We start from the raw sequence: 19,868 nt of genomic DNA, 5'->3' as shown, positions 1-19,868 counted from the left end.
TCCTGAACTGTTTGGAATTTATCAATTTCCTTTACATCGTTCAGGAGGTTTTTTAGGTTTCACTTCCTTTGTTGAGTCTTTTATCACTCGAATATTTGTTCGAAAGATTCGGGGTGACCCATGTATACTATGTAAACTTAAGGTTTATCGTAATATGACATGATAGATCCTATTTGGTAGAAATTGCAAAGATGTGCATCTGGTTATTGTTGGGCAAGATCACACTTTGGATCGTCTTACCGGCCTGCAACGCGACATCCGTATAAAAGACAGATGTCTTGATCGCCTGATGGCCGTGAGGTGTAAGGCGATAAGCAGCCGTAGCAACCAGGCGATTGTTATTCACAGGCGTAGATGCAGTTGCAGTAACCCAATCGTCGAGAGATAGCTGAAAGGTCTGCTTTGTGCCATCAGTATACACAATGGTTGCTAAACCCGATGCACCTATGCTGGTTACACCTGATGTGGTAGTACCACCAGTAGATGCACCCAGGAAGGCAAGTGTCTGGGCCTTAGCCACAGGAGTAACAGGCACCACTTGCCCGATCGCCTGATAGTTATCGGCCGTTGAATACTCATCTGGATGCCAGTTAAAATGAACTCCATTGAAGGTGACAGGTCCTTGAGCCAGACCACCTGCATTCAAGGCATCGGCCGAATAACCGTCATTTTGACCATCCAGGTTAGCAATATTCTGCATGTCCTCGTCCATGTCGCTTCCAATGTTGTTATAGGGGCCAGAGCGATATCCAGTTACAAAGATATGCATCTGGCCGCCAGTCGTCTGTGGCAACGTAAATGATTGCAACGTTTTTGTGGGATCGATAGGAGTCTCTGCGTAGTACACGTAGTTTTTAACGTTCTGCTGCCCAAAGGCACTATTGCGATATGGTAACGATGCAACTACCAGGTTCCCAAATTGAGGAGCAGCGGCACACCAATCGCTAAATTGCAGGGTATAGGTTGCTGTTGAACCATCAGTGTAGAGCAGTGTCCCTGTGCCTGATGAAGCACCATTGGTAGCGGAACCAATAAACGTTAGCTCCGTCGCAGTTATCCCGGTGGGAGCATAATAGTTCCGTGTCTGCCCGGCCGCAACCGAGCTATTGATATAATGGTCAGAAGACGAAGACCAATTGAAGATGGAACCATTAAACGAGAAGGCTTTCTCTACCCCTGTGATAGGTCCCATCGGGATGTTTGCCTTTACTAAGGCATCTTCTGAATAGCTATGATTGCTCCCATCAAGATTACCGAACAAAGGAGCCTTATCGCTTGTGCTTCCAATGTCTCCATACACCTCATCTGCAAGCTGCATCGAAAAAACATGGAGCTGCCCCTGGTTGGTAGAGGCTGGCAAAGTCACACTTTGAACAATTTTGTTCGCCTGTATTTTTACACCTGTACTAAAAAGATAGAGCGGAACATTTTGCTGTCCATGCGGGGTGTTGCGATACCCGAAGGTCCATAATGGTAGATTGGAGAATGAAGGTGCCTGTGTACCGCCATTCAGCGTCCAGTCACTAAATGCTAAGACAAAAGACTGACGTGTGCCATCAGTGTAATTCACATAGGCCGTTCCATAAGAGGGACCATTCGAAGCTGCGCCGGCAAAATCTAATGCTACATGCGACTTACCCTGTGCATCCATTGGAATGGTTTGTCCTGCCGCCTCATAATTATCGGGTGCGCCACCTAAAACATCGGGAGCAATAAAACCAGAAGGATAAGGATATTCGCCACCTATTTGTCCATCCGGCGACCAGGGTTCTGTTTTTGTAGGATAGCTATTGCCGCTATGGTCAAAATTACCGGGTGTGGTGTAGGCATCGTCTGACGAACCAACATTATTATAGGGACCAACTCCATTCGAAACTGTCGTGCTCCAGGCAAACACATGGAGTTGAGCCGCACCTGTCAGTTTTGGCATCGTGATGCTGACCACTTTTTTGCCGGTTTGCAAATTCACTTTGACCAGGAAAACATAGGTTTTGACGTTCTGTTGTCCCTGCGGGGTATTGCGATAAAGCTGGGCTGCGGCAATCGTATTGCCATAGGACGGAGTTTGCTTTCCACCGCCTAGCGTCCAGTCGCTAAAGCCAAGGGAAAAGATTTGTGTTGAATTATCATCGTATGTGATGGTCGCATTGCCGGCTACAGCGCCATTGGTCGCCGAACCAAGCAAACCGAGAGAGACATCACCGGTTGTAGCATCCGTAACTGGCAAGACCTGCCCATTCGAGATACAATCTGTAAACGTTGTATAAGGCCAGTAGAATTGCAAATTATCCTCGCTATATGCGGTATCCATTATGTGCGTGTTTTCCAGGGCTTGAAGGGAATAACTGCGACCACCGCCGTCGATATTGCCGGCCGTGGTATTTGTGTCATCGCTGATACCAACATTGGTACAAGCTTGAGCCGTATCGGCATAGGCTTTGATGTTGGCCTTTTTGAGGGGTTTCGTTCCGAGATGCTGCTCTTGCTCGGCTTGTAATTGCGCCTGTTCCCTGGCAATTATCGATGCCGTGGTAGGTGCTGTAGTATAGCGAGCGGAGGCCGGGTGGATGGAATATGCCAGCACACCACTACCAACGAGGAGAACGGCGGCCAGGGAGAGGATACTAGACCAACGACGCAACGCAGACGGCTTCTTTGGGCGTTGCGCATTTTCTTGATACATGCGACTCATTCCTTAAAATTTCTCATTGGACATTTTTTAACAAAACATATATACATCGACAAATAGAGCTAATATTACAACTATAACTTTCCAAACTCATCTATGTCAATCTTTTATACCTTTTGCCGCAATAGAACTATTCATCAAAAATGAAACCAATAATGATATAACCCCTGTTTCATCGTTGATTTTATGTCAGACCATATATTTATTGATGTCTGTCAATTTCAACTTCCGTCTGCGCCGATGCCCGCTTGTCCACGTGGGCAAGTGGGAGTTCGATTTCGATGGTTGTGCCCTGTTCTCGCCCAGAGCGCAGGGTGAATTGACCACCAATGGCTTCTATACGTTCGAACATGCCACGCAATCCATAGTGACCTTCCGGGCTGCTATACGTAAGGCAATTTTCTTGCTGAGATTGGTACAAATGCTGAGGTAAGCCGACACCATCATCGTGAATGAGCATCAGCAATTTCTCATCCTGCCAACTGATGCACGCCTGCACATGACTGGCATGAGCATGCTTTTCGATATTGGTAAATGCCTCCTGGCTGACCTTCCAGAGAGCTTCTTCAACAGGGACAGGGAGACACTCGATATCCGCCTGTAAAGTGTAGGTGACGTGCAGGCCAGTGCGATGTGCCAGTTCCCGGGCAGAACGACTGAGTGCGTGATTAATCGATTCACGTTCCAGGACCGGAGAGCGTAAGTTAGCGATGGAGGCACGCAAAACAGTCATTGCCTCACGGGCAATCTCTTTGGTGGATTCCAGTTCACGCTCGCAGCGTCCGGGATCGCGTTCACGCAACCTCTGGGCCGCTTCAAGCTTGACGGAGATCAGGACCAGGGCGTGGCCGATGGTATCATGCATCTCACGCGCCAGCCTGGTTCGCTCACGCAAGACCGCAAGTTCCTGATTCTGAACCATAGATTGCTCTAACTGCCGATGGGTTTCCGCTAACTCGCTATTCGCCTGATCCAGCTTTTGAAAAAGTGTATTGCGCTCAAATCGCTCTTTGACCAAACGCTGGAACAGGATGATGAAACCAGTCATGCTAAAAATGGGCATAACCTGGCTGACAATGCTTACAATGGCATCCCCACTCAACGGCCAGATCAATAAGCCTTGAAAGGCAAACAGCGTAAGAGCCATGATAGCCACTGCGATGATCTGACGACGACCACTAAATAGGCTGAGGCTGATAGAAAAAACGACATAGAAAGCCCATTGGAAGGTGTTATTGATGAGCGTGAGCAAAAAAACTACGAGGTATAGTCCACTCCATATACTTACAGCATACCCTAATGGCGGCGGCCAGTCCCGCCAGGAGAATGCAAACAGCGTAGGGCAAGCATAGAGCAAGAAGGCGACGATGACCAACACAATATAGACAAATCCACGCCAGTCGTGCATATAACTGGGATTGGCGTTTAGAATGGAATAGGTCAATCCAGCGAAAAAGGTACAGATGAGAATAACCATTCCTATCAGGACACGTTTGAAGATGCGAAAAAAAGAGATATTATCTTTCTCTATATCGAAGTGTGCCGACATAGTTTCCTCCCTTTAGAACAGTTTGCGCTCTCGGGCCAGATACGCTGCCTGAGTACGGTTCTCAATATGAAGCTTGCTCAAGATGTTGCTGACATGATTTTTCACCGTTCCTTCGGCCAGCACAAGTTGCTCTGCGATCTTGCGATTACTTGCTCCTTCAGCGAGCAATTTAAGAATTTCAATTTCGCGTGGACTCAGTTGTTCCAGGTGCGTTGAACGGGCTGGCTCAGCAGCAACACGACTATTACGGCCAAATTCGAGGAGAAGCTTATAAGCGATCCTGGGTTGGATGGATGGTTCGCCCGCATACACCTGACGAATCGTTGCCATCAGTTCAGTAGCAGGTACATCTTTAAGGAGATAGCCCATGGCTCCTGCCTTGATGGCCTCAAATACATAATCTTCATAGTCGAAGGTGGTGAGGATAATCACACGTGCGGCGGGATCGCTGGTGGTGAGTAAAGCGGTCGCTTGCACACCGCTCAGACGCGGCATTTGAATATCCATGAGCACAATATCAGGACCATCACCCTGAGTGTGCAATTTGCCATACTGGCTCACGGCCTCTTCACCATCTGCCGCCTCGCCAACGATTTGAAAACCCGGTTCCAGTTCAAAGATGGTACGTAGCCCCAGGCGCATGAGTGTTTGATCCTCACAAAGCAAAATGCGAATCAGATCGGTCATCGTTCATCTCTCTCTTCCAGGTTAAGCGATAGCTCTGGCATGATTGATCTGGATGCAATCGCACCAGAGCTATCCCATGCAGCAATACAACGGCGAGGACGGCTTCACGATCCAGGCAACATCACTTCGCAACCGCCGTCTTTTCCTGAAAGCGGAAAAATCTCATGGCAAAGATAAAGCAAATCAAGCCGTAGACTAGCAATGCCAGGATATCGGGTAGTACCTCCGTAAAGCCTTTTCCGAGGATCATTGTACCATTCAATCCTTCCATCGCCCAGGCGGTAATGCCTATTTTAGCGACTTGCTGCATCCAGGTTGGCTCCAGAAAGAGCGGCCACCAGGCCCCACCAATGGCAGAGGTAACGAGCGTAACCAGGCTGACCACTGGACTAATCTGACGACGGGATCTGACCAGCGACACCAGGACCATCCCCAAACCAGTGGCGGCAAAACTGGTGCCGATCAACAGCAAAATGACTGCCAACCAATTGCCAATATGCATTTTGAAAACAAAGTAGCCAATCAGAAAGAGTATCAATAGTTGTGCCAGCGTCAGCAGAAACTGTGCCAGCATTTTGCCACCCAGCAGAGCATATTTCTGGATAGGGGCAATCAGCAGGCGGCGGAAAGTACCATCTTCCTTCTCCTGTAAGATCGTAGCTGCAACAGCATTGAGGCCAAAGAGTGAGAAGAAGATCGCATAGCCAGGCACGGCCTGATCAAATGGTCCGACCTTGATAGCATTCCCCGCTGTCAATGACTGTATGGCCTGATCAGACTGGATACTGGCCCTGGTGAGCGCAGCTTGAATAGCGATGGCATCCATAGTATTTTGAGCACAATGATTTCCAGGATGATTACAGACCTGATAGACCTGACCAACACCCGCGCTTCCCACAAGTTGTGATTGCAGCACCTCATGGACAATATTCTGTACAACCGTCACACGTGCATCACTGCTGCCAGGCGACGAATAAAAACGCACAAGATTTTTGGGAGTACTTCCCTGTTGTAAGTCATTCAGCAACGTCTGGCTGGCATTCGCAGGAATTACGATGCCCACAGCCGCCGCATCACTTGATGTGCTCGTAACCTGGCTGATCACCTGGGCCGGATCAGCATACTCATGTACAGTGATCATAAGCTGGCTGGTATTGATTTTGAGGGCGTTGGTGAGGATCTTGCCAATAAAGGCATCATGCGCGCTTTCTTGATTACTCAACGCAACTGTGATTTGAAGTTGGCTGCTTCCATCGCCATAGAAACTGCCAAAGGCAAAGCCCACAACTGTAATCAGCACCAGAGGGACCACCAGCATAAGCACCAGGGCACTTCTATCTTTGAGTACCTGTAACAAATCTTTTTTAGCAATAGACCAGAGTGTTCGCATACTCATTCGCTCCTTGTATCTCATACAATCAGTCGCGTAAGGTTTTTCCGGTCAGTTGGATGAAGAGTTCTTGCAGTCCATGGGGTCGTTGCACTTCACGATTCTGGTCACGCAGGGTCAACAATTGTTCCAACGTTCCCAGCGCAATGATCTTCCCTTCATCCATAATAGCGATATGATTGCAGAGTCGCTCAGCCTCTTCCATATAGTGGGTTGTGTAGAGAATAGTCGTTCCCTGATCACGAAGCCGCTCAATGGAACTAAAGATATGCTCACGGGATTGGGGGTCGACCCCAACGGTTGGCTCATCCATCATCAGAAAGGCGGGCTGGTGTATCAAAGCGATAGCCATGTTCAAGCGGCGCTGCATGCCGCCTGAGAAGTTTTTTACCGGCTCTTTACGCCTATCATAGAGCTCAACGAAATGCAGCAAATCCAGCGAACGCTCCTTGCGCTCCTGTGAGGATAATCCATAGATCTCACCAAAGAAATTCAGATTCTCCAGAGAATTCAGATCAGTGTAGAGAGCTATTTCCTGGGGCACAACCCCAATCATACGCTTCACCTTGTGCGGCAATCTGGTGATTGACTGATTGCCAATGAACGTATCCCCGGAAGTTGGTTCAAGATAGCCACACATCATATTAATAGTAGTGCTCTTGCCTGCTCCGTTAGGACCAAGTAATCCAAAGATCTCCCCTTTGCCAATAGTGAAAGAAATCTCTTTCACCGCCTCATGTTTGCCAAAGGTTTTCACGAGCCGCTGAACGTCAACTTCAACCGCACGGCCATCGTCCGGCAGATGGATTGGTCCCGTTTTGATAGTCTGCGCAATTTCTGGCAATGACTCTTGCATACCTGCAAAACTCCTTCATATGAAACACATCTTGTCCTCAAGGCTGAGCATAGTATAGAAGAAAAGGGCTAAAAAGAAGGAGTACGAAAAGACATAATCTCAGATATGTCGAAAGTAATGATCATCAATGAACAACCCGACCACTGTAGAAATCACATCCCTGGCATAAAAAGATAGCTACCGATTTACATACATAATCAGCAGCTATCTTTTTGCGGCTATTTGGGCCTGTGGCGCATTCATTTCGGGATAGCAAAACAGGCGAAGGAAGGAAGCGGACAATGACCTTCGGGCTATAGGGGGTGAGTTTTTATAGGCTGAAACCGAAGAGTTTAATAGTGGCTCACACTTGTTCTCAGGTCGCTTTATGGGCCTGATTTCGGACGGGCCAAGCACGAAAAAGATGCTATAGTTTCTGTGTATTGCATTCTTAGAGGATTGCATAGGTTGAAGTAATCACTGTGGATCATTCACCGGCAGTAGAAATGCATTGCATCTAACTGATAGGATAGAAGAGCTGATAGCACGTTTATAGTTTAGAGAGGACTGCTAATGACCTGGCAAGGAGCTTTTCGCGTTATTATCCGGGTGATTTTTATCTTCGCATATATCGCATTCCTGGCGGCTTCAATCCGGCATGTCGCCACCTTTTTCCATAATTTTGAATCTGATCCCGCCGATTGGGTGAATCCTTATACGCTGGCGGTGAGCATCGATCTGACCTCGCTGGTCCTGACTGTGGGCGTGATGTTCTTCCGCAAGAATATGCCCTGGTATGCACAGTCGTTTACATGGCTCTTCATCGTTGCGTTGACCGCCTTTAGCTGGTTCGTCAACTGGGAGTATGCCATGACCTATCAAGGAAATGATCTTCGTGTAAACGATACATTGAGAATGCTTAATCCCATTCTGGCCTCATCATTTGCCTTCTTAAATCTTGCCTATTCGGTGGTTGCGGAATTCTTTAGCTCTAAAACTGAGACTGCGGCAGAACTGGCGGCCAAGGTTGACGAACTTGAACAGTTAGAGGAACAGCAGCGTCGATTACTCGCTTATAAGGAACGCACAAAACAACCAGGCGTCATTCAGCGTGTCAAGAATACAGCTTTAGAAGCGCGTGCGGCTGTCAACGAAGTTTTGACCACAGAACCAGAACAAGCTACTGCCAAGCAGCCAGAGGAGAGAGCAGAGAGAGAAGATGCAACCACGCTAGCGGCTCAATTCATGCAATCCGATCTCGCAGAGCAGACGCCTGCATCACAGGCTCCCATAGCAGAGACGGAACAGGTTCAGGAAATTGCCATTCCGCCAGTTGTTCCAGCAGAGAATGCCATGCCATCAGCACCGCAGGCTGCCTATGCTGAAGCGCAACCAGCATCCAATACTATGGCTCAGGCGGCAAGCACAGCTTTCTTCGCCCATCAACATGCTGCGCAAGAAGCGGTCATACTCACCAGGGATGATAGCGTAGCTGAGATGGAGGGTGAGCAGAAGTTTATCACTGAACCGCTTTCCATGGAGGCATCGCAGTATATCATCGATGGTCAGCTGGATAGCATGGCGTTGGAAACGGATGGAGAAGAGCTATTCGAAAAGAAAGATAGTAGCGAAAATGATGTACTACTCCCCGCCTGGGCTGGTGGAGAAGATGTAGATACCTTCCTCACCATGGAGGATATGCTTCCCTATATCCCAACAGGTGATACATCTTCTATGTCCAAGATCTCCTCCAACACAGGAAAATTGACACGTCGTAAGCCGATGACAGTTCCCGAAGCTGCGGAAGCCTTAGCGGTATCGGAGCGCCGTATCCGCGAACTGCGTAGCCAGGGCGTCCTCGTTACCGATGAAAGCAATAAAATCAAAGTCTCAAGTGTCAATGCATATATGAACAAACGAAAAACTAAACAACCTGTAATGGAATCACATTAACCAATTTCATATGTCATGCTGCATAGTATAAAATACACACTTTTTAAGTTGAGGCTGGATGTAAGCTGCGCCTGCATCCAGCCTCAACTTACATTTTTCTCTTTTTAACAAAGTTATTGATTAAACCATACAAGCTCGCAATTAAGCACAACCTTACGCTAAAAGTACGGATAACAAAAATAATATTGACAAGCTTTATTGATATAAGGCAAGGTTCAAATGGATGTGACAGTTGTGAACGATGGAAACACCCACAAATAAATCCTGAAGCCGCTCAGGAGGCCCTCTCAGGATTTATTTTTCACAGTGTGGGTTGTTCAAAGTTGTCACATTGATCTGAGCTCATTCTGAACCATGCCTAAAGTATAGTAACCTATGATTTTACACTAATAGATCCATAAGTTACTATACTTTAAAATACTTATCAATAGCTTTTAGCACTGAATACTTAATGAAAACACCATGAACATTCTGGCGCAGCATTTCTTTGTTCCCTGGCAAGCCGATCAGATTGCATGTACATCCCAGTAGGGATTACAGATATACATTTTATCTTTATTACTATGTAAATTTTATGAACTCCTTATGGAGATGTCTGTTGGTTCATAGAACCGGGAGAATTATCTATTATGAATCCGGACCATAGTCAAGGGGATTCTTCGCCATTAGCGCGACCAATCTTCATCCGTCGACATAAACGGGCCTTGATCACCTCATTCCTTACACTGATAGTGCTAGCTGGCGCGGCTTTCTCCGCCACCAGTATACTTACACAGTCCCACACTTCGAAGGCGGCAGCTCCAGGTCTTGTTGGCGATGTTTCGACGTATCAAAGTAAAGCCCAATCTTCTTTTTACGCGGTACCACCTCGCCAACCGCTACACACCAATGCATTGAATAGAGCCGCAATCAACGTGCCTGCTTATAACAATGTTGGCATTAGTTATAACTCAACAGCGAATGCCGGTCACTTCGATACTTCAGGCTACAGCTATTCACAAAACGCATTGATCACAACCAATATTGAACCTGGTCTACCTTTTATTTATGATGGCATCCAATTCGGCTGGCCAAACATCGATAACAAAACTAATTCCACACAGCCTGACAACTGGCAGGCCAGCGGGCAGGTACTTCCGATCTCACAAACAAATACACAGGTAATCGGCTTTATTGGTTCCGCAACAAATGGCGCTGGCAGCGGTACCGTCACCGTCACATACAGTGATAATAGCACGGAGAACTTTTCGCTCGGCCTGAGCGACTGGACACTGGGTGGCGGAAAACTTTCTCCCTCCTATGGCAATGCTATAGTGGCTGTGCAGCCATATCGCAACGGTCAGGGTGGAACACAAACTGTAAAAACATATCTCTTCTATGCGACGATTCATCCAAATCCCACGAAACAGGCAGTGAGTGTCAAATTGCCCTCATCGACTGGTAATGCTCAGTTACATATCTTCACATATGGTGCTCGTGCCGCTAGCTATACCACCCCGTACAATAACACTGGTATGAGTGATGATGCATATCCAGGAATAGGAAATTTTGATGGTGGTGGCGCTAGCTATTCTGCCGCAGCAATAGGCTGGGGAACAGGCTATACCATCTATTATAACCAGAATCTTGCTGGCAGCTCTAATATGAGTTTCCAATGGCCTGATGTGCTACCAGGCACTCCCGATAACTATCAGGCAAACGGCCAGACCATCGCGGTAACTCCGCTTGCCAGCGCAACAAAAATTGGTTTTGTCGGTGCAGCAACCGGTGGTCCCTCCGTTGGCACCGCTTTGATCAATTACACCGATGGTTCCCAGACATCTTTCCAACTGGGTTTTAGCGATTGGACATTGAATGCTTATTCTCAACCTCCTTCGTATGGCAACCACTACTTCTATGCTATGCCTGATCGCAACACACGTACTGGACAGCAGCAGCTACGAACATTTCTCTTCTATACAGAAACCAACGTAGACCCTACCAAAACGGTCAAAAGTGTCACTCTACCCTCAACAACCAATCAAGGCCATATTCACGTCTACTCGATTGCAACCGGTGTCGCTGGTTTCTTCGATAGCGTGGGTGTCACTGATGATAATAGACCAATCTTTGGAAATTTCGATGGTGGTGGTCGTAGTTACTCCGGAGAAGCTCTGCAGAGCGCTGGTATCCTCTTTAGCACAAGCAAAACAGTACGTCCATTCACGATCAACGGAACCAGTTTTACGGTAATGTATGGTGCAGGTTTATCTCCAGACAACTGGGTGGCGAATGGACAGGTTATCCCGGTGAACGATGTAACTGGTGCCAACGCCCTGGCCTTCCTGGGATCAGCAACTGGTGGCGCATCAACCGGTTCGGTAACCTTAAATTACAGTGATGGTACCGTCGCAACGGCTCCCTTGAGCTTCTCCGACTGGTGTGCCAGCACTGGTAGTACGCATAATTATATAGCTGCTGCCCTATCATACCGCAATACTGCCTATGGGAAGCAAGCAACAAAAAATTATCTCTACTATAATGAGGTTCCGTTGGCAGCTGATAAAACCCTGGTCAGTGTGCAACTACCACAAAATACTGTTGGTGGTACGATGCATATCTTTGCAGCAGCCGAGCGATCCGGCAACTACAATAATGTCGGTATTACCAATGATAATGCGCCGGCAATTGGGGCCTTTGATGGAAACAACGGTAGCAGCTATTCAGCTCAGGCGCTGCAAAGTGCCGGTCTGGTGGCGAATCAAAATTTCGGTTTCAATGGTTATAGTTTTGCCTGGCCTGCGGCTGGCACGCTGGATAACAATATTGTAGCTGCTCAGGTACTGAATGTTACACCTCCCGTTGGTGCGAAAACAGTGGCCTTCCTGGGCTCTGCCATCAATGGTGGTACAAGTGGCAAGGCAACTATCACATATGCAGATGGTCACACCCAGGTGATCTCCCTCTCCTTCGCTGACTGGTGTAACAATACATCAGGTACCGTTGCAGCAACCATGAGTTATCGAAATACGCATACCGGCAAGCAGCAAATTAAAAATTACATTTATTTTGCTGAATTTACAATAGACTCCACAAGCACAGTGCAGAGTATCACCCTACCAGGAGATGGTTTTATGCACATCTTCTCCTACGCATTCAAATAGTGATCGTCGCCTCGATCCCTGAAAAAAGCTGGAGTCACTTCTTATGAGGTGGCTCCAGCTTTTTATTGTCTGATCCAGAAGCAGAGAGTGAGAAAATAGCGCAGAATTACTCAAAATATAGCCTTCGTTTTGAACCTCTTCTGCTGAGATCAACAAAAGCAACCTTTCAAAAAATCAATGGGCCATTCTGGACACTGGCGGTCGATTGGCAATTTTATATATGCTCACGCAACTCCAATCTCGCCATTCTCCATCTGTACCTCAATCAAATGAGCATAGAAGCCGCCGCGTTGGAGCAAACGGTTATGTGTGCCCTGCTCCACGATACGCCCTTGATCCAACACGAGAATGAGGTCTGCGTTACGAACTGTGCTCAACCGATGAGCAATCACGATTTGCGTACAAGAGAGACTATTGAGGCTTTGCTCAACCGCCCGTTCGGTTGTAACATCCAGGGCGCTGGTAGCCTCATCAAGCAAGATCATCGCAGGATTATTCGCCAGGGCGCGGGCCAGTGCCAGACGTTGACGCTGTCCGCCAGAAAAGGCGCTTCCACCTTCTGAAAGTAACGTTTCATATTTCATAGGCATCTTTTCAATATCCTCATGAATGGCTGCAGCCTTAGCTGCTCGAATAATCTGCTTCATATTCATATCCGGGTTATTGAAAGCGATATTTTCACGCACCGATCCACTGAAAATAAAGGACTCCTGTAGGACTACCCCAAACTGTCGCCGTATCTCCTGATAATTGAGTTTCTGCAGAGGTATGCCGTCATACAGGATCTCCCCCTTTGTAGGGGTTATCAGCCCGATAAGCAACTTGCCCAGCGTGCTCTTGCCAGAACCCGTTTTGCCAACCAGTGCCACCTTTTGTCCAGGTCGAATACGCACGGCAATATCGTTCAAAATAGGTGGCGTATTTGGATCATACTGAAAACTTACATGTCTCAGTTCGAGACTTCCCTTCAAGCGAGGAGGTAGCTGAACTTGCTGTAAATCTTGCTCCGCTTCACTCCCAAGCACATCCGCCAGACGATCAAAGTGCGCATGCGCTATTTGCATCTTTTGTCCACTAGAAGCCAACGAACTGAGAGGAACCAGAAATGAGACCGCCAGGGTGCTAAGTGCCAGCATGGAGCCAACCGACATTGTGCCACTGATTACTTGCGCGGCTCCTATCCAAAGAAGTAATAGAGGCGATAAGAACTGCAAAATCTCAAACGTAATACCTATAATAGCCTGGAAATAGTTGCGACGATTAGAGATATTCATTTCATCAAAAAAGAGATTTGTCCAGCGAGCCAGTACGCGCTGTTCCGCTCCAGCCGCCTTCACCGTAGCAATACCGGTCAATACCTCGTTCAGGTATCCCTGCGTTTTTCCCTGCGCAATCAGATCACGCATGGTCAGTCGGCGAATTGCTGAAGCTGTAGTCAACAGCAACCCTACCTGAACCATGCCAATAACCACAGTAACGCCAGCAAAGAGCTTCGACTGCATTATCAAGACAATAAGATAAACAATCACAGAAGAGCCATCGAGCAAAGTAGAGATCATCTGACCTGTTAGCAGGTCACGGATTGCCGTGTTACTTTCTGTACGTGCCAGAAGATCACCATTCAAACGCATCTGGAAAAAGCGGTAAGATAAGCTGAGTAAATGTTCAAGAAAATGTAGCATCATTTGAGCATCGATACGCGTTTGTAGATAGATAAGCAAAGAAACGCGTAGTAACTTCATAACTCCTTGCATCATAATCAGAAAGAGCATACTTATACCGAGCATAATTAAGAGATTAGTGGCTTTTGTTGGAATAACATAATCTATGATCGTCTGTGTCAACAGCGGCGCGCCCAGCCCAATAATTTGCAGCAAGAGGGAAATGCCAATAATCTGCACAAAGACACCTCGCATGTTCGGCAGAGATCGCAGATATGTCCAGAGCGAAAGTGTATGTGTTGAAGCCTGCCGCTCAAAGTTTGCGCCTGGTTCGAGCATAATTAAGATGCCAGTAAAACTCTCTTCGAACTCCGCATAAGATAATCTTCTATGCCCTGTTGCTGGATCGATGATATCTACATGTCTGCTGGACCAGCGCTCAACAACGACAAAGTGATTAAAATCCCAATGGGCGATTGCAGGCAATGTGATGAAACGAAAATCATTCTTTTTCAACGAAACGGTGCGCACCCGCAGCCCGTATTGGCGGGCAGCCTTCACAATAGAAAGAGCGGAGAGTCCATCACGGCCCACGCCACAGCGTTCCTGAACATCAGAAACACTCACTGCACAACCATAATAATTCAAGATCATAGCGAGACAGCACGCGCCACATTCAACTGCACTCATCTGTCTCAACTCATGAACACGACGCCAACGTTTTTTGCGACGAGGAGAGGAAATAGCTGATGAGGATTGCCGTTGGGGTTCCTGCGTTCCCGGCTGGACCAGTTGCAGTGTTGAGGATGTCTGGGCAGGTACGACTTTTACATCAGCCATCCTCTGAGAGTTCCCTTGCCTTCTCATATCTTGTTGCGCTGCGGGAAATACGCGTGCCCTCCCCTGATCCTTGACCGCAGGTATGGGACGACTAGGCAATGAAAGAAGATGAGGACCAGAGGATATAGCCGTATCAGTCTTCCAGCTTTGATTAGACGAGGCAGGGATTGCCGAGAGTGATAAACTGTCCGGCTCAGTCTTCCGAGAAAAGCTGGGTAGTAAAAGCCGAGGAGGTACCTGAAGTTTCTGCTGCTCTTTTTGTTCTACACCATTCCGCGAAAAATGCATATGCTGTTTCTGTTCCATATAAGTCTATACCTTTTATTTACCGAGAAACTGATTGAAGCCAGGTAGCAAGGAAAGCACACTCTGCGATCCTGTCTGAATCTGAGCATTACATAGACTGCCAGCGTATACCTGTATTGAAGCAGCAGACCTTATAGAAAGCGTGACGGTGATGGAAGGTCCAATGATCACCTGCGCAAGCCCTCCTTGCAGATTGAAACGGCTGCGTGCTTCATCTGGACTCATGAGGTTTGTGTCCACATGTTCGACAATGCCAGATACATTGATTGGTGAAGAGCCAATGTTTACAACAGCGGATTGCCCTGTATGCAGATGTGTCAGTTGATCCGGTGAGAAAAAGAGCTCTGCTACCACTGCTGCCCTAGATTGCCCGGCAACCTTCTGCACGATAACCACTCCCTGACCCTGGATTACAACTGGAACCTGGATAGAGAAGGCAAATCCTCCAACACCAAAAAGTATCAACAGGAAAATCCAGAAGAAGATCAATGCTGGCGGATAAGACACACGTAGCAATATTCCCTGCTCATTTCTCTGCTGATAGCGCTCGAGGGCACTTTCTCGGAAGACAGGTCGTTCTGACATCGGCATTACATCTCCTCATAAACAGGCAAGGCAAAGCTTAACACATAGAAGCGCCATGTGTTATACCTTTGCCTTGCCATACAGGCATTTCTGTATCTAGAACAGGCAGCCCTGGTATCAATTATGGGAGCAATGCGCCGGGAATAATCGAAGGAGTGGTAGCACTAAAGCCAGCAGCCTGGTCCTGCACGCCACCTACAGCTACGCTAGAAACCGTTTGTTTTCCCAGGTTAACAACGTTGCCGACATTATCAGCCAGGCTATCCAGGCTGACAGTATTGAGCAGGCTACCGCCCGTGACCTGGCTCAGTTGCTCGTCCGTGACCTCTTCCATAACCTGTTCCGTGACCACTGCATTTTTCTTCCCAAATGAAAACATGATATACTCCTTTTCATAAAACGTTTGCCTGCGCCAATGCAACTATGTGCGATCTACTGGCAGTAGTAAACGCAGGCAAACAACATTTCGATTCGGGCTCACGCTACAGATGTTGCAAGGTATCCATATTTTCCGGCAAAATAGCAACTGCCGATAGATATTTTGCGCAATCAGCGGTAAGCATTTCAAGATGTTAAGGACTTTTCCTGAAATTGTCGAGAACATAGCATAAAATGCCTGGCTGCCATCATTGATAGCTTCACTGCCTTTCAAGAGCATTTTCTACGTCCTCTCTCTGTTATCGAAAAAAAGAGAAAAATGTTGCGCCATTCACCCAATCACATAAAAATTCGTATGACTAGCAGGTTTTTGTGGCCTTTGGATGGGCATATTTGATAAATTATCAGGAGATTGCAGATAGCATAAAGCAGCACAATAAGCCAATCCATATCGTACTGATCCTCTAACAAACTTGTCTGATGCATCAGAGATAGCCCATTTGGTTACTATTTCGGCTAGCTATGCAACATTACCGTAGAACGCCCCGATAGCCATATGATATTTTCAATTTACCATTGAGGAGCACCATGCATCAACGACAACGGCAAGTCTTTGACCGTTCACCGGTTGAAAAGCTCTACGATAAACATGCGCGTGATATTTTGAGATATATCCATAGATATATATTTTCAAACGAGGATACTGACGACTTATTAGTCGAGGTTTTTCTAGCTGCTATTCAGAGTCCGACCTTGCCCAAATTGAGTATGGAAGAACAATTTGCCTGGCTACAGCGAGTAGCACGCAACAAAGTGGTTGATTATCAACGAAGAGTGACCAGATATCCCGAGGTAGCCCTGGACGAGATGCTCGATAGTCCATTCGATGCCGATCTGATTACTCCGGAGAAAGCGATAGTGGAGCGAGAAGAAGTGGAATTGTTGCGTGCCCATCTGTCCGTACTACCAGAGTTGCAACAGCAAGTGTTGCAACTTCGCTTCGAAGATGGCCTGCGTACCAAAGAGATTGCATCAAGACTACATAAAAGCGATGGAGCCATCCGTTCCTTGCTTTTACGTTCACTCAATCTTTTGCGGGATCTCTATAGCACAAACGGCAAGGAGCGGATTAATGGATAGCGATGACGAAAAACTTACAATAGAAAACGTTGATGAGCAAATAGAGCATTATCTTTCGCAGCCGCAGGCAGATATCTCTGCCACTGCGACAACGATATTTCATACTGTTCATAATCTGCAAAGTATCTATGCAGAGAACCGCAGGCTAGAACAAGTCTGGGCGCGCATCAACAATCAGGTATCTGCTCTCAATGCTGGCAACATCTCCTCCAATGTGGAGGTTTCTACTATCCAGTCCGCTCAGGAAGAAAAACAGGTGAGACCCACTTCTGGTGAAGTATTTTCTCATCCAGTACTGCACAGAGCTGGTAAACGGTCACAACGGCCATTCATTTGGAACTGGCGCATGCCTGGGTTTAGCCTTGCTGCAGCCGTTATATTGCTTGTTATCTTCTTCGGGCCACTAGTATCTTATGCTCTTTATGGCACGTCGGTTGGTATCATCCAATCTCTCACACCCAGGAATACACCTCAAAGCCAACCCACGATGGATATAGCAAGCATGAAGAAGTATAGCAATCAATACTTTACAATCCAATATCCATCCAACTGGGTCATCACGCAGGTGACCACTGCTGGTTCCTACCAGCAAACAGTGCAATTCCGTCCATCAGTGACCAGTACTGTTTTTATTAATATTGATGTGCTGCTCGATAATAAATATTCTACTGATCAATTGTTGCATATGGACCCTGACGTGAAACTGGGAACCCTGATCAGCACAAGTGCAGTCACCTATCATGATATACCCTGGACCGTTGGCATCGTCGAGCTCACAGGTTCCGCCCACACCAGGGCAGGCAAACTTGAGGTTGCATACTCTCACCAGAGAATCCCTTACAAAATTGAATTAGGTACAACTGCAGACAAATTTGATGCCTATACGCCGGTTTTCAATACTATACTTGCGTCATTCCATACGCAGACCACACCGGTAGTAACCTCAGTGGCAACGCCGACTGTCATGCCAGCGGTCAGACCAACGGCTACACCAATAGATAAGGCAACGCCATCGCCAACCATCATGGCATCACCAACAACAAGTATATCCGACATAAAAGTGTATAGCAGTCAATACTTCACAATCCAATATCCATCCAACTGGGTCATCACGCAGGTGACCACTGCTGGCATCTATCAACAAACAGTACAATTCCGCCCGTCAGTGACGAGTGCTGTTTTCATCAACGTCGATGTAATGTATCCCAACGATCTTTCCAACGACCTGTTACTGTTGATGGATCCTGATGTGAAACGAGGGACCCAGCTTAGTACAAGTTCAGCCACCTATCATGGCATCCCCTGGAAGATAGGCATAGTAAATCTTCTGGATTCAGTGCAGGGTCAATCAAGTAAGGTAGAGGTTGCATACTCTAACCAGAATACTCCCTACAAAATCGAGTTGAGTGCACCTCCAGATATGTTTAATTCTTATACGCAAAAATTCAATACCATGCTTGCTTCATTCTATTCAGTAAGTTAAAAACTCACGAACATCGAATCTTCCCAATCAGCCGTGAGTTATCCAGGGGTAGCAGGGAGTCCTGCAGAGTAACTTTTGCACGGGCTATCTCTGCATAGACGTCCGCCTAACGATAGATCTGAAAGAAAGGTGCATTTCTGAGATGAAGAAAAATATACAAGGTCTGGGTCAACCAGATAAAACAGAAAAATCTCGGGTCAAACAGCATCGTCGAAAAATACGGATGCACCTGATCTTTCTGCGCGTTATTATAGCCACCCTTTTGCTGATGGCAATCGCGGGATCTGACGCTGTGGTCCTGGTTACGCATGCCTATGCAAAGAGTACATGCGGTGTGCTTTTCGCTTGCCCAACACCGACGCCAATGCCCGGGTTGACACCGACACCAATACCTGCACCAACACCGACACCAATACCTGCACCAACACCGACACCAATACCTGCACCAACACCGACGTCAATACCTACACCCAGCTCCACGCCGAGCCTACAGCCGTCTACAACCGCTGCATCATATCCAACAGCAACGGCCCATGCAACGCCTACGGCAATCGCGACAGTCATCTCGGCGCAAATAACACACACACATAGTCCCAGTCCAACGAGTATCCCTGTTACGCCCAATAGCAATGCAAAAAAACAAACATCGGATCAGTCGGGGGGAAATGAATTTTCAAGTATGCTGGGGATTATTGCTATTATTTTCCTATGCCTGCTCTTTGGTCTCGTCATCGGTCTATTCCTACTCCGTCGTATGCTTTTGCCACCAATCAAGGTCAAGGTGCCAGCAAGTGGTGCTTCTTCCTGGACGCGCACCTTAGAGCCCGATCCCACCAATACTCCAAAGGGACCTGGTGACATGAATGAAGCGCCAATAGCCGAGAATACCTTCCCTGCTTTTACGACAGCAAACAATGGCGCAGATACCTTCTCGCGTGGTTTCATACCCTCGCCACAAATCTTTCTGCCAGATAATGCAGGCATGACACACCCTAACATCACAACAGCCCCGGATCTTCCAGCCAACAATACCAATACCCACTGGTATGATATATCTGACGAGCCATTCATAACTTAGAGGGTATTCGGGGTGGAATCGCCTGGACATGCAAATGAACAGACACACAGCATGCGCAAAATATAAGCTAGATGTGAAATAACTTCGGCAACTCTTTGTGTTGTCGTTGGAGCCCCATTGCTTCTTCATGAAACTGAACAATACGATCAGC

At 47.3% G+C, this 19,868-nt stretch carries 13 protein-coding genes; 5 read left to right on the top strand and 8 right to left on the bottom strand.

The genetic code is table 11. The features are described from left to right. Positions 1 to 169: 169 nt before the first annotated feature. The 5 genes from F1593_RS22390 to F1593_RS22370 all read right to left on the bottom strand — a co-directional run bounded on the left by F1593_RS22390 (position 170) and on the right by F1593_RS22370 (position 7,171). A complete protein-coding gene (locus tag F1593_RS22390) occupies positions 170 to 2,683 on the bottom strand; it encodes a beta-sandwich domain-containing protein (RefSeq protein WP_149403790.1) in 2,514 nt (837 codons plus the stop codon). A gap of 208 nt (positions 2,684 to 2,891) precedes the next feature. Further along, positions 2,892 to 4,238, bottom strand: coding sequence for a sensor histidine kinase (locus F1593_RS22385; RefSeq protein ID WP_149403789.1), 1,347 nt, complete (start codon positions 4,236 to 4,238; stop codon positions 2,892 to 2,894). Between the two features lie 12 nt (positions 4,239 to 4,250). Continuing rightward, on the bottom strand, positions 4,251 to 4,925 hold the full coding sequence (locus F1593_RS22380; RefSeq protein ID WP_149403788.1) for a response regulator: 675 nt from the start codon (positions 4,923 to 4,925) through the stop codon (positions 4,251 to 4,253). Positions 4,926 to 5,046: 121 nt separating this feature from the next. After that, entirely contained in the window at positions 5,047 to 6,315 is a 1,269-nt protein-coding gene (locus F1593_RS22375; protein WP_149403787.1) for an ABC transporter permease, read from the bottom strand. 28 nt (positions 6,316 to 6,343) lie between these two features. After that, positions 6,344 to 7,171, bottom strand: a complete 828-nt coding sequence (locus F1593_RS22370) for an ABC transporter ATP-binding protein (protein WP_149403786.1) — start codon at positions 7,169 to 7,171, stop codon at positions 6,344 to 6,346. A 552-nt stretch (positions 7,172 to 7,723) separates the two neighbouring features. Between F1593_RS22370 and F1593_RS22365 the strand changes: the two genes are divergently transcribed. Together F1593_RS22365 and F1593_RS22360 are read left to right on the top strand one after the other, a co-directional pair. Continuing rightward, on the top strand, positions 7,724 to 9,103 hold the full coding sequence (locus F1593_RS22365) for a hypothetical protein (RefSeq protein WP_149403785.1): 1,380 nt from the start codon (positions 7,724 to 7,726) through the stop codon (positions 9,101 to 9,103). Between the two features lie 629 nt (positions 9,104 to 9,732). Further along, positions 9,733 to 12,246 carry a beta-sandwich domain-containing protein gene (locus F1593_RS22360; protein ID WP_149403784.1) on the top strand — a complete coding sequence of 838 codons (2,514 nt, stop codon included), beginning with the start codon at positions 9,733 to 9,735 and terminating at the stop codon, positions 12,244 to 12,246. Between the two features lie 224 nt (positions 12,247 to 12,470). On the opposite strand, the gene F1593_RS22355 is transcribed toward F1593_RS22360, so the two are convergent. The 3 genes from F1593_RS22355 to F1593_RS22345 form a co-directional block, all read right to left on the bottom strand. Continuing rightward, positions 12,471 to 14,747: a peptidase domain-containing ABC transporter gene (locus F1593_RS22355; RefSeq protein ID WP_235932668.1), complete on the bottom strand. Its 2,277-nt coding sequence runs from the start codon at positions 14,745 to 14,747 to the stop codon at positions 12,471 to 12,473. A 321-nt stretch (positions 14,748 to 15,068) separates the two neighbouring features. Then, positions 15,069 to 15,638, bottom strand: coding sequence for a hypothetical protein (locus tag F1593_RS22350; RefSeq protein WP_149403782.1), 570 nt, complete (start codon positions 15,636 to 15,638; stop codon positions 15,069 to 15,071). Between the two features lie 121 nt (positions 15,639 to 15,759). Continuing rightward, entirely contained in the window at positions 15,760 to 16,017 is a 258-nt protein-coding gene (locus F1593_RS22345; protein WP_149403781.1) for a bacteriocin, read from the bottom strand. Positions 16,018 to 16,604: 587 nt separating this feature from the next. Here F1593_RS22345 and F1593_RS22340 point away from each other — a divergent pair. The 3 genes from F1593_RS22340 to F1593_RS29105 all read left to right on the top strand — a co-directional run bounded on the left by F1593_RS22340 (position 16,605) and on the right by F1593_RS29105 (position 19,717). Further along, positions 16,605 to 17,156 carry an RNA polymerase sigma factor gene (locus F1593_RS22340; protein ID WP_149403780.1) on the top strand — a complete coding sequence of 184 codons (552 nt, stop codon included), beginning with the start codon at positions 16,605 to 16,607 and terminating at the stop codon, positions 17,154 to 17,156. Beyond that, the gene (locus F1593_RS22335) at positions 17,149 to 18,639 is read left to right on the top strand and encodes a hypothetical protein (protein ID WP_149403779.1); all 1,491 of its coding nucleotides are present in this window, start codon (positions 17,149 to 17,151) and stop codon (positions 18,637 to 18,639) included. The genes F1593_RS22340 and F1593_RS22335 overlap by 8 nt, the downstream gene beginning before the upstream one ends. 142 nt (positions 18,640 to 18,781) lie before the next feature. Further along, entirely contained in the window at positions 18,782 to 19,717 is a 936-nt protein-coding gene (locus F1593_RS29105; protein WP_216368962.1) for a hypothetical protein, read from the top strand. The last annotated feature ends 151 nt before the right edge of the window (positions 19,718 to 19,868 follow it).

It is taken from the genome of Dictyobacter arantiisoli (genome assembly GCF_008326305.1).
In the GTDB taxonomy this organism is placed as follows: Bacteria; Chloroflexota; Ktedonobacteria; order Ktedonobacterales; family Ktedonobacteraceae; genus Dictyobacter; species Dictyobacter arantiisoli.
The sequence above is the reverse complement of the archived record's forward strand: the minus strand, read 5'-3'. Positions and strand labels throughout refer to the sequence as shown.

Bases quoted from the DNA above. Each gene is read 5' to 3' on its own strand.
- F1593_RS22390 (WP_149403790.1), bottom strand. From the start codon at position 2,683: ATGTATCAAGAAAATGCGCAACGCCCAAAGAAGCCGTCTGCGTTGCGT.
- F1593_RS22385 (WP_149403789.1), bottom strand. From the start codon at position 4,238: ATGTCGGCACACTTCGATATAGAGAAAGATAATATCTCTTTTTTTCGC.
- F1593_RS22380 (WP_149403788.1), bottom strand. From the start codon at position 4,925: ATGACCGATCTGATTCGCATTTTGCTTTGTGAGGATCAAACACTCATG.
- F1593_RS22375 (WP_149403787.1), bottom strand. From the start codon at position 6,315: ATGCGAACACTCTGGTCTATTGCTAAAAAAGATTTGTTACAGGTACTC.
- F1593_RS22370 (WP_149403786.1), bottom strand. From the start codon at position 7,171: ATGCAAGAGTCATTGCCAGAAATTGCGCAGACTATCAAAACGGGACCA.
- F1593_RS22365 (WP_149403785.1), top strand. From the start codon at position 7,724: ATGACCTGGCAAGGAGCTTTTCGCGTTATTATCCGGGTGATTTTTATC.
- F1593_RS22360 (WP_149403784.1), top strand. From the start codon at position 9,733: ATGAATCCGGACCATAGTCAAGGGGATTCTTCGCCATTAGCGCGACCA.
- F1593_RS22355 (WP_235932668.1), bottom strand. From the start codon at position 14,747: ATGGCTGATGTAAAAGTCGTACCTGCCCAGACATCCTCAACACTGCAA.
- F1593_RS22350 (WP_149403782.1), bottom strand. From the start codon at position 15,638: ATGTCAGAACGACCTGTCTTCCGAGAAAGTGCCCTCGAGCGCTATCAG.
- F1593_RS22345 (WP_149403781.1), bottom strand. From the start codon at position 16,017: ATGTTTTCATTTGGGAAGAAAAATGCAGTGGTCACGGAACAGGTTATG.
- F1593_RS22340 (WP_149403780.1), top strand. From the start codon at position 16,605: ATGCATCAACGACAACGGCAAGTCTTTGACCGTTCACCGGTTGAAAAG.
- F1593_RS22335 (WP_149403779.1), top strand. From the start codon at position 17,149: ATGGATAGCGATGACGAAAAACTTACAATAGAAAACGTTGATGAGCAA.
- F1593_RS29105 (WP_216368962.1), top strand. From the start codon at position 18,782: ATGAAGAAAAATATACAAGGTCTGGGTCAACCAGATAAAACAGAAAAA.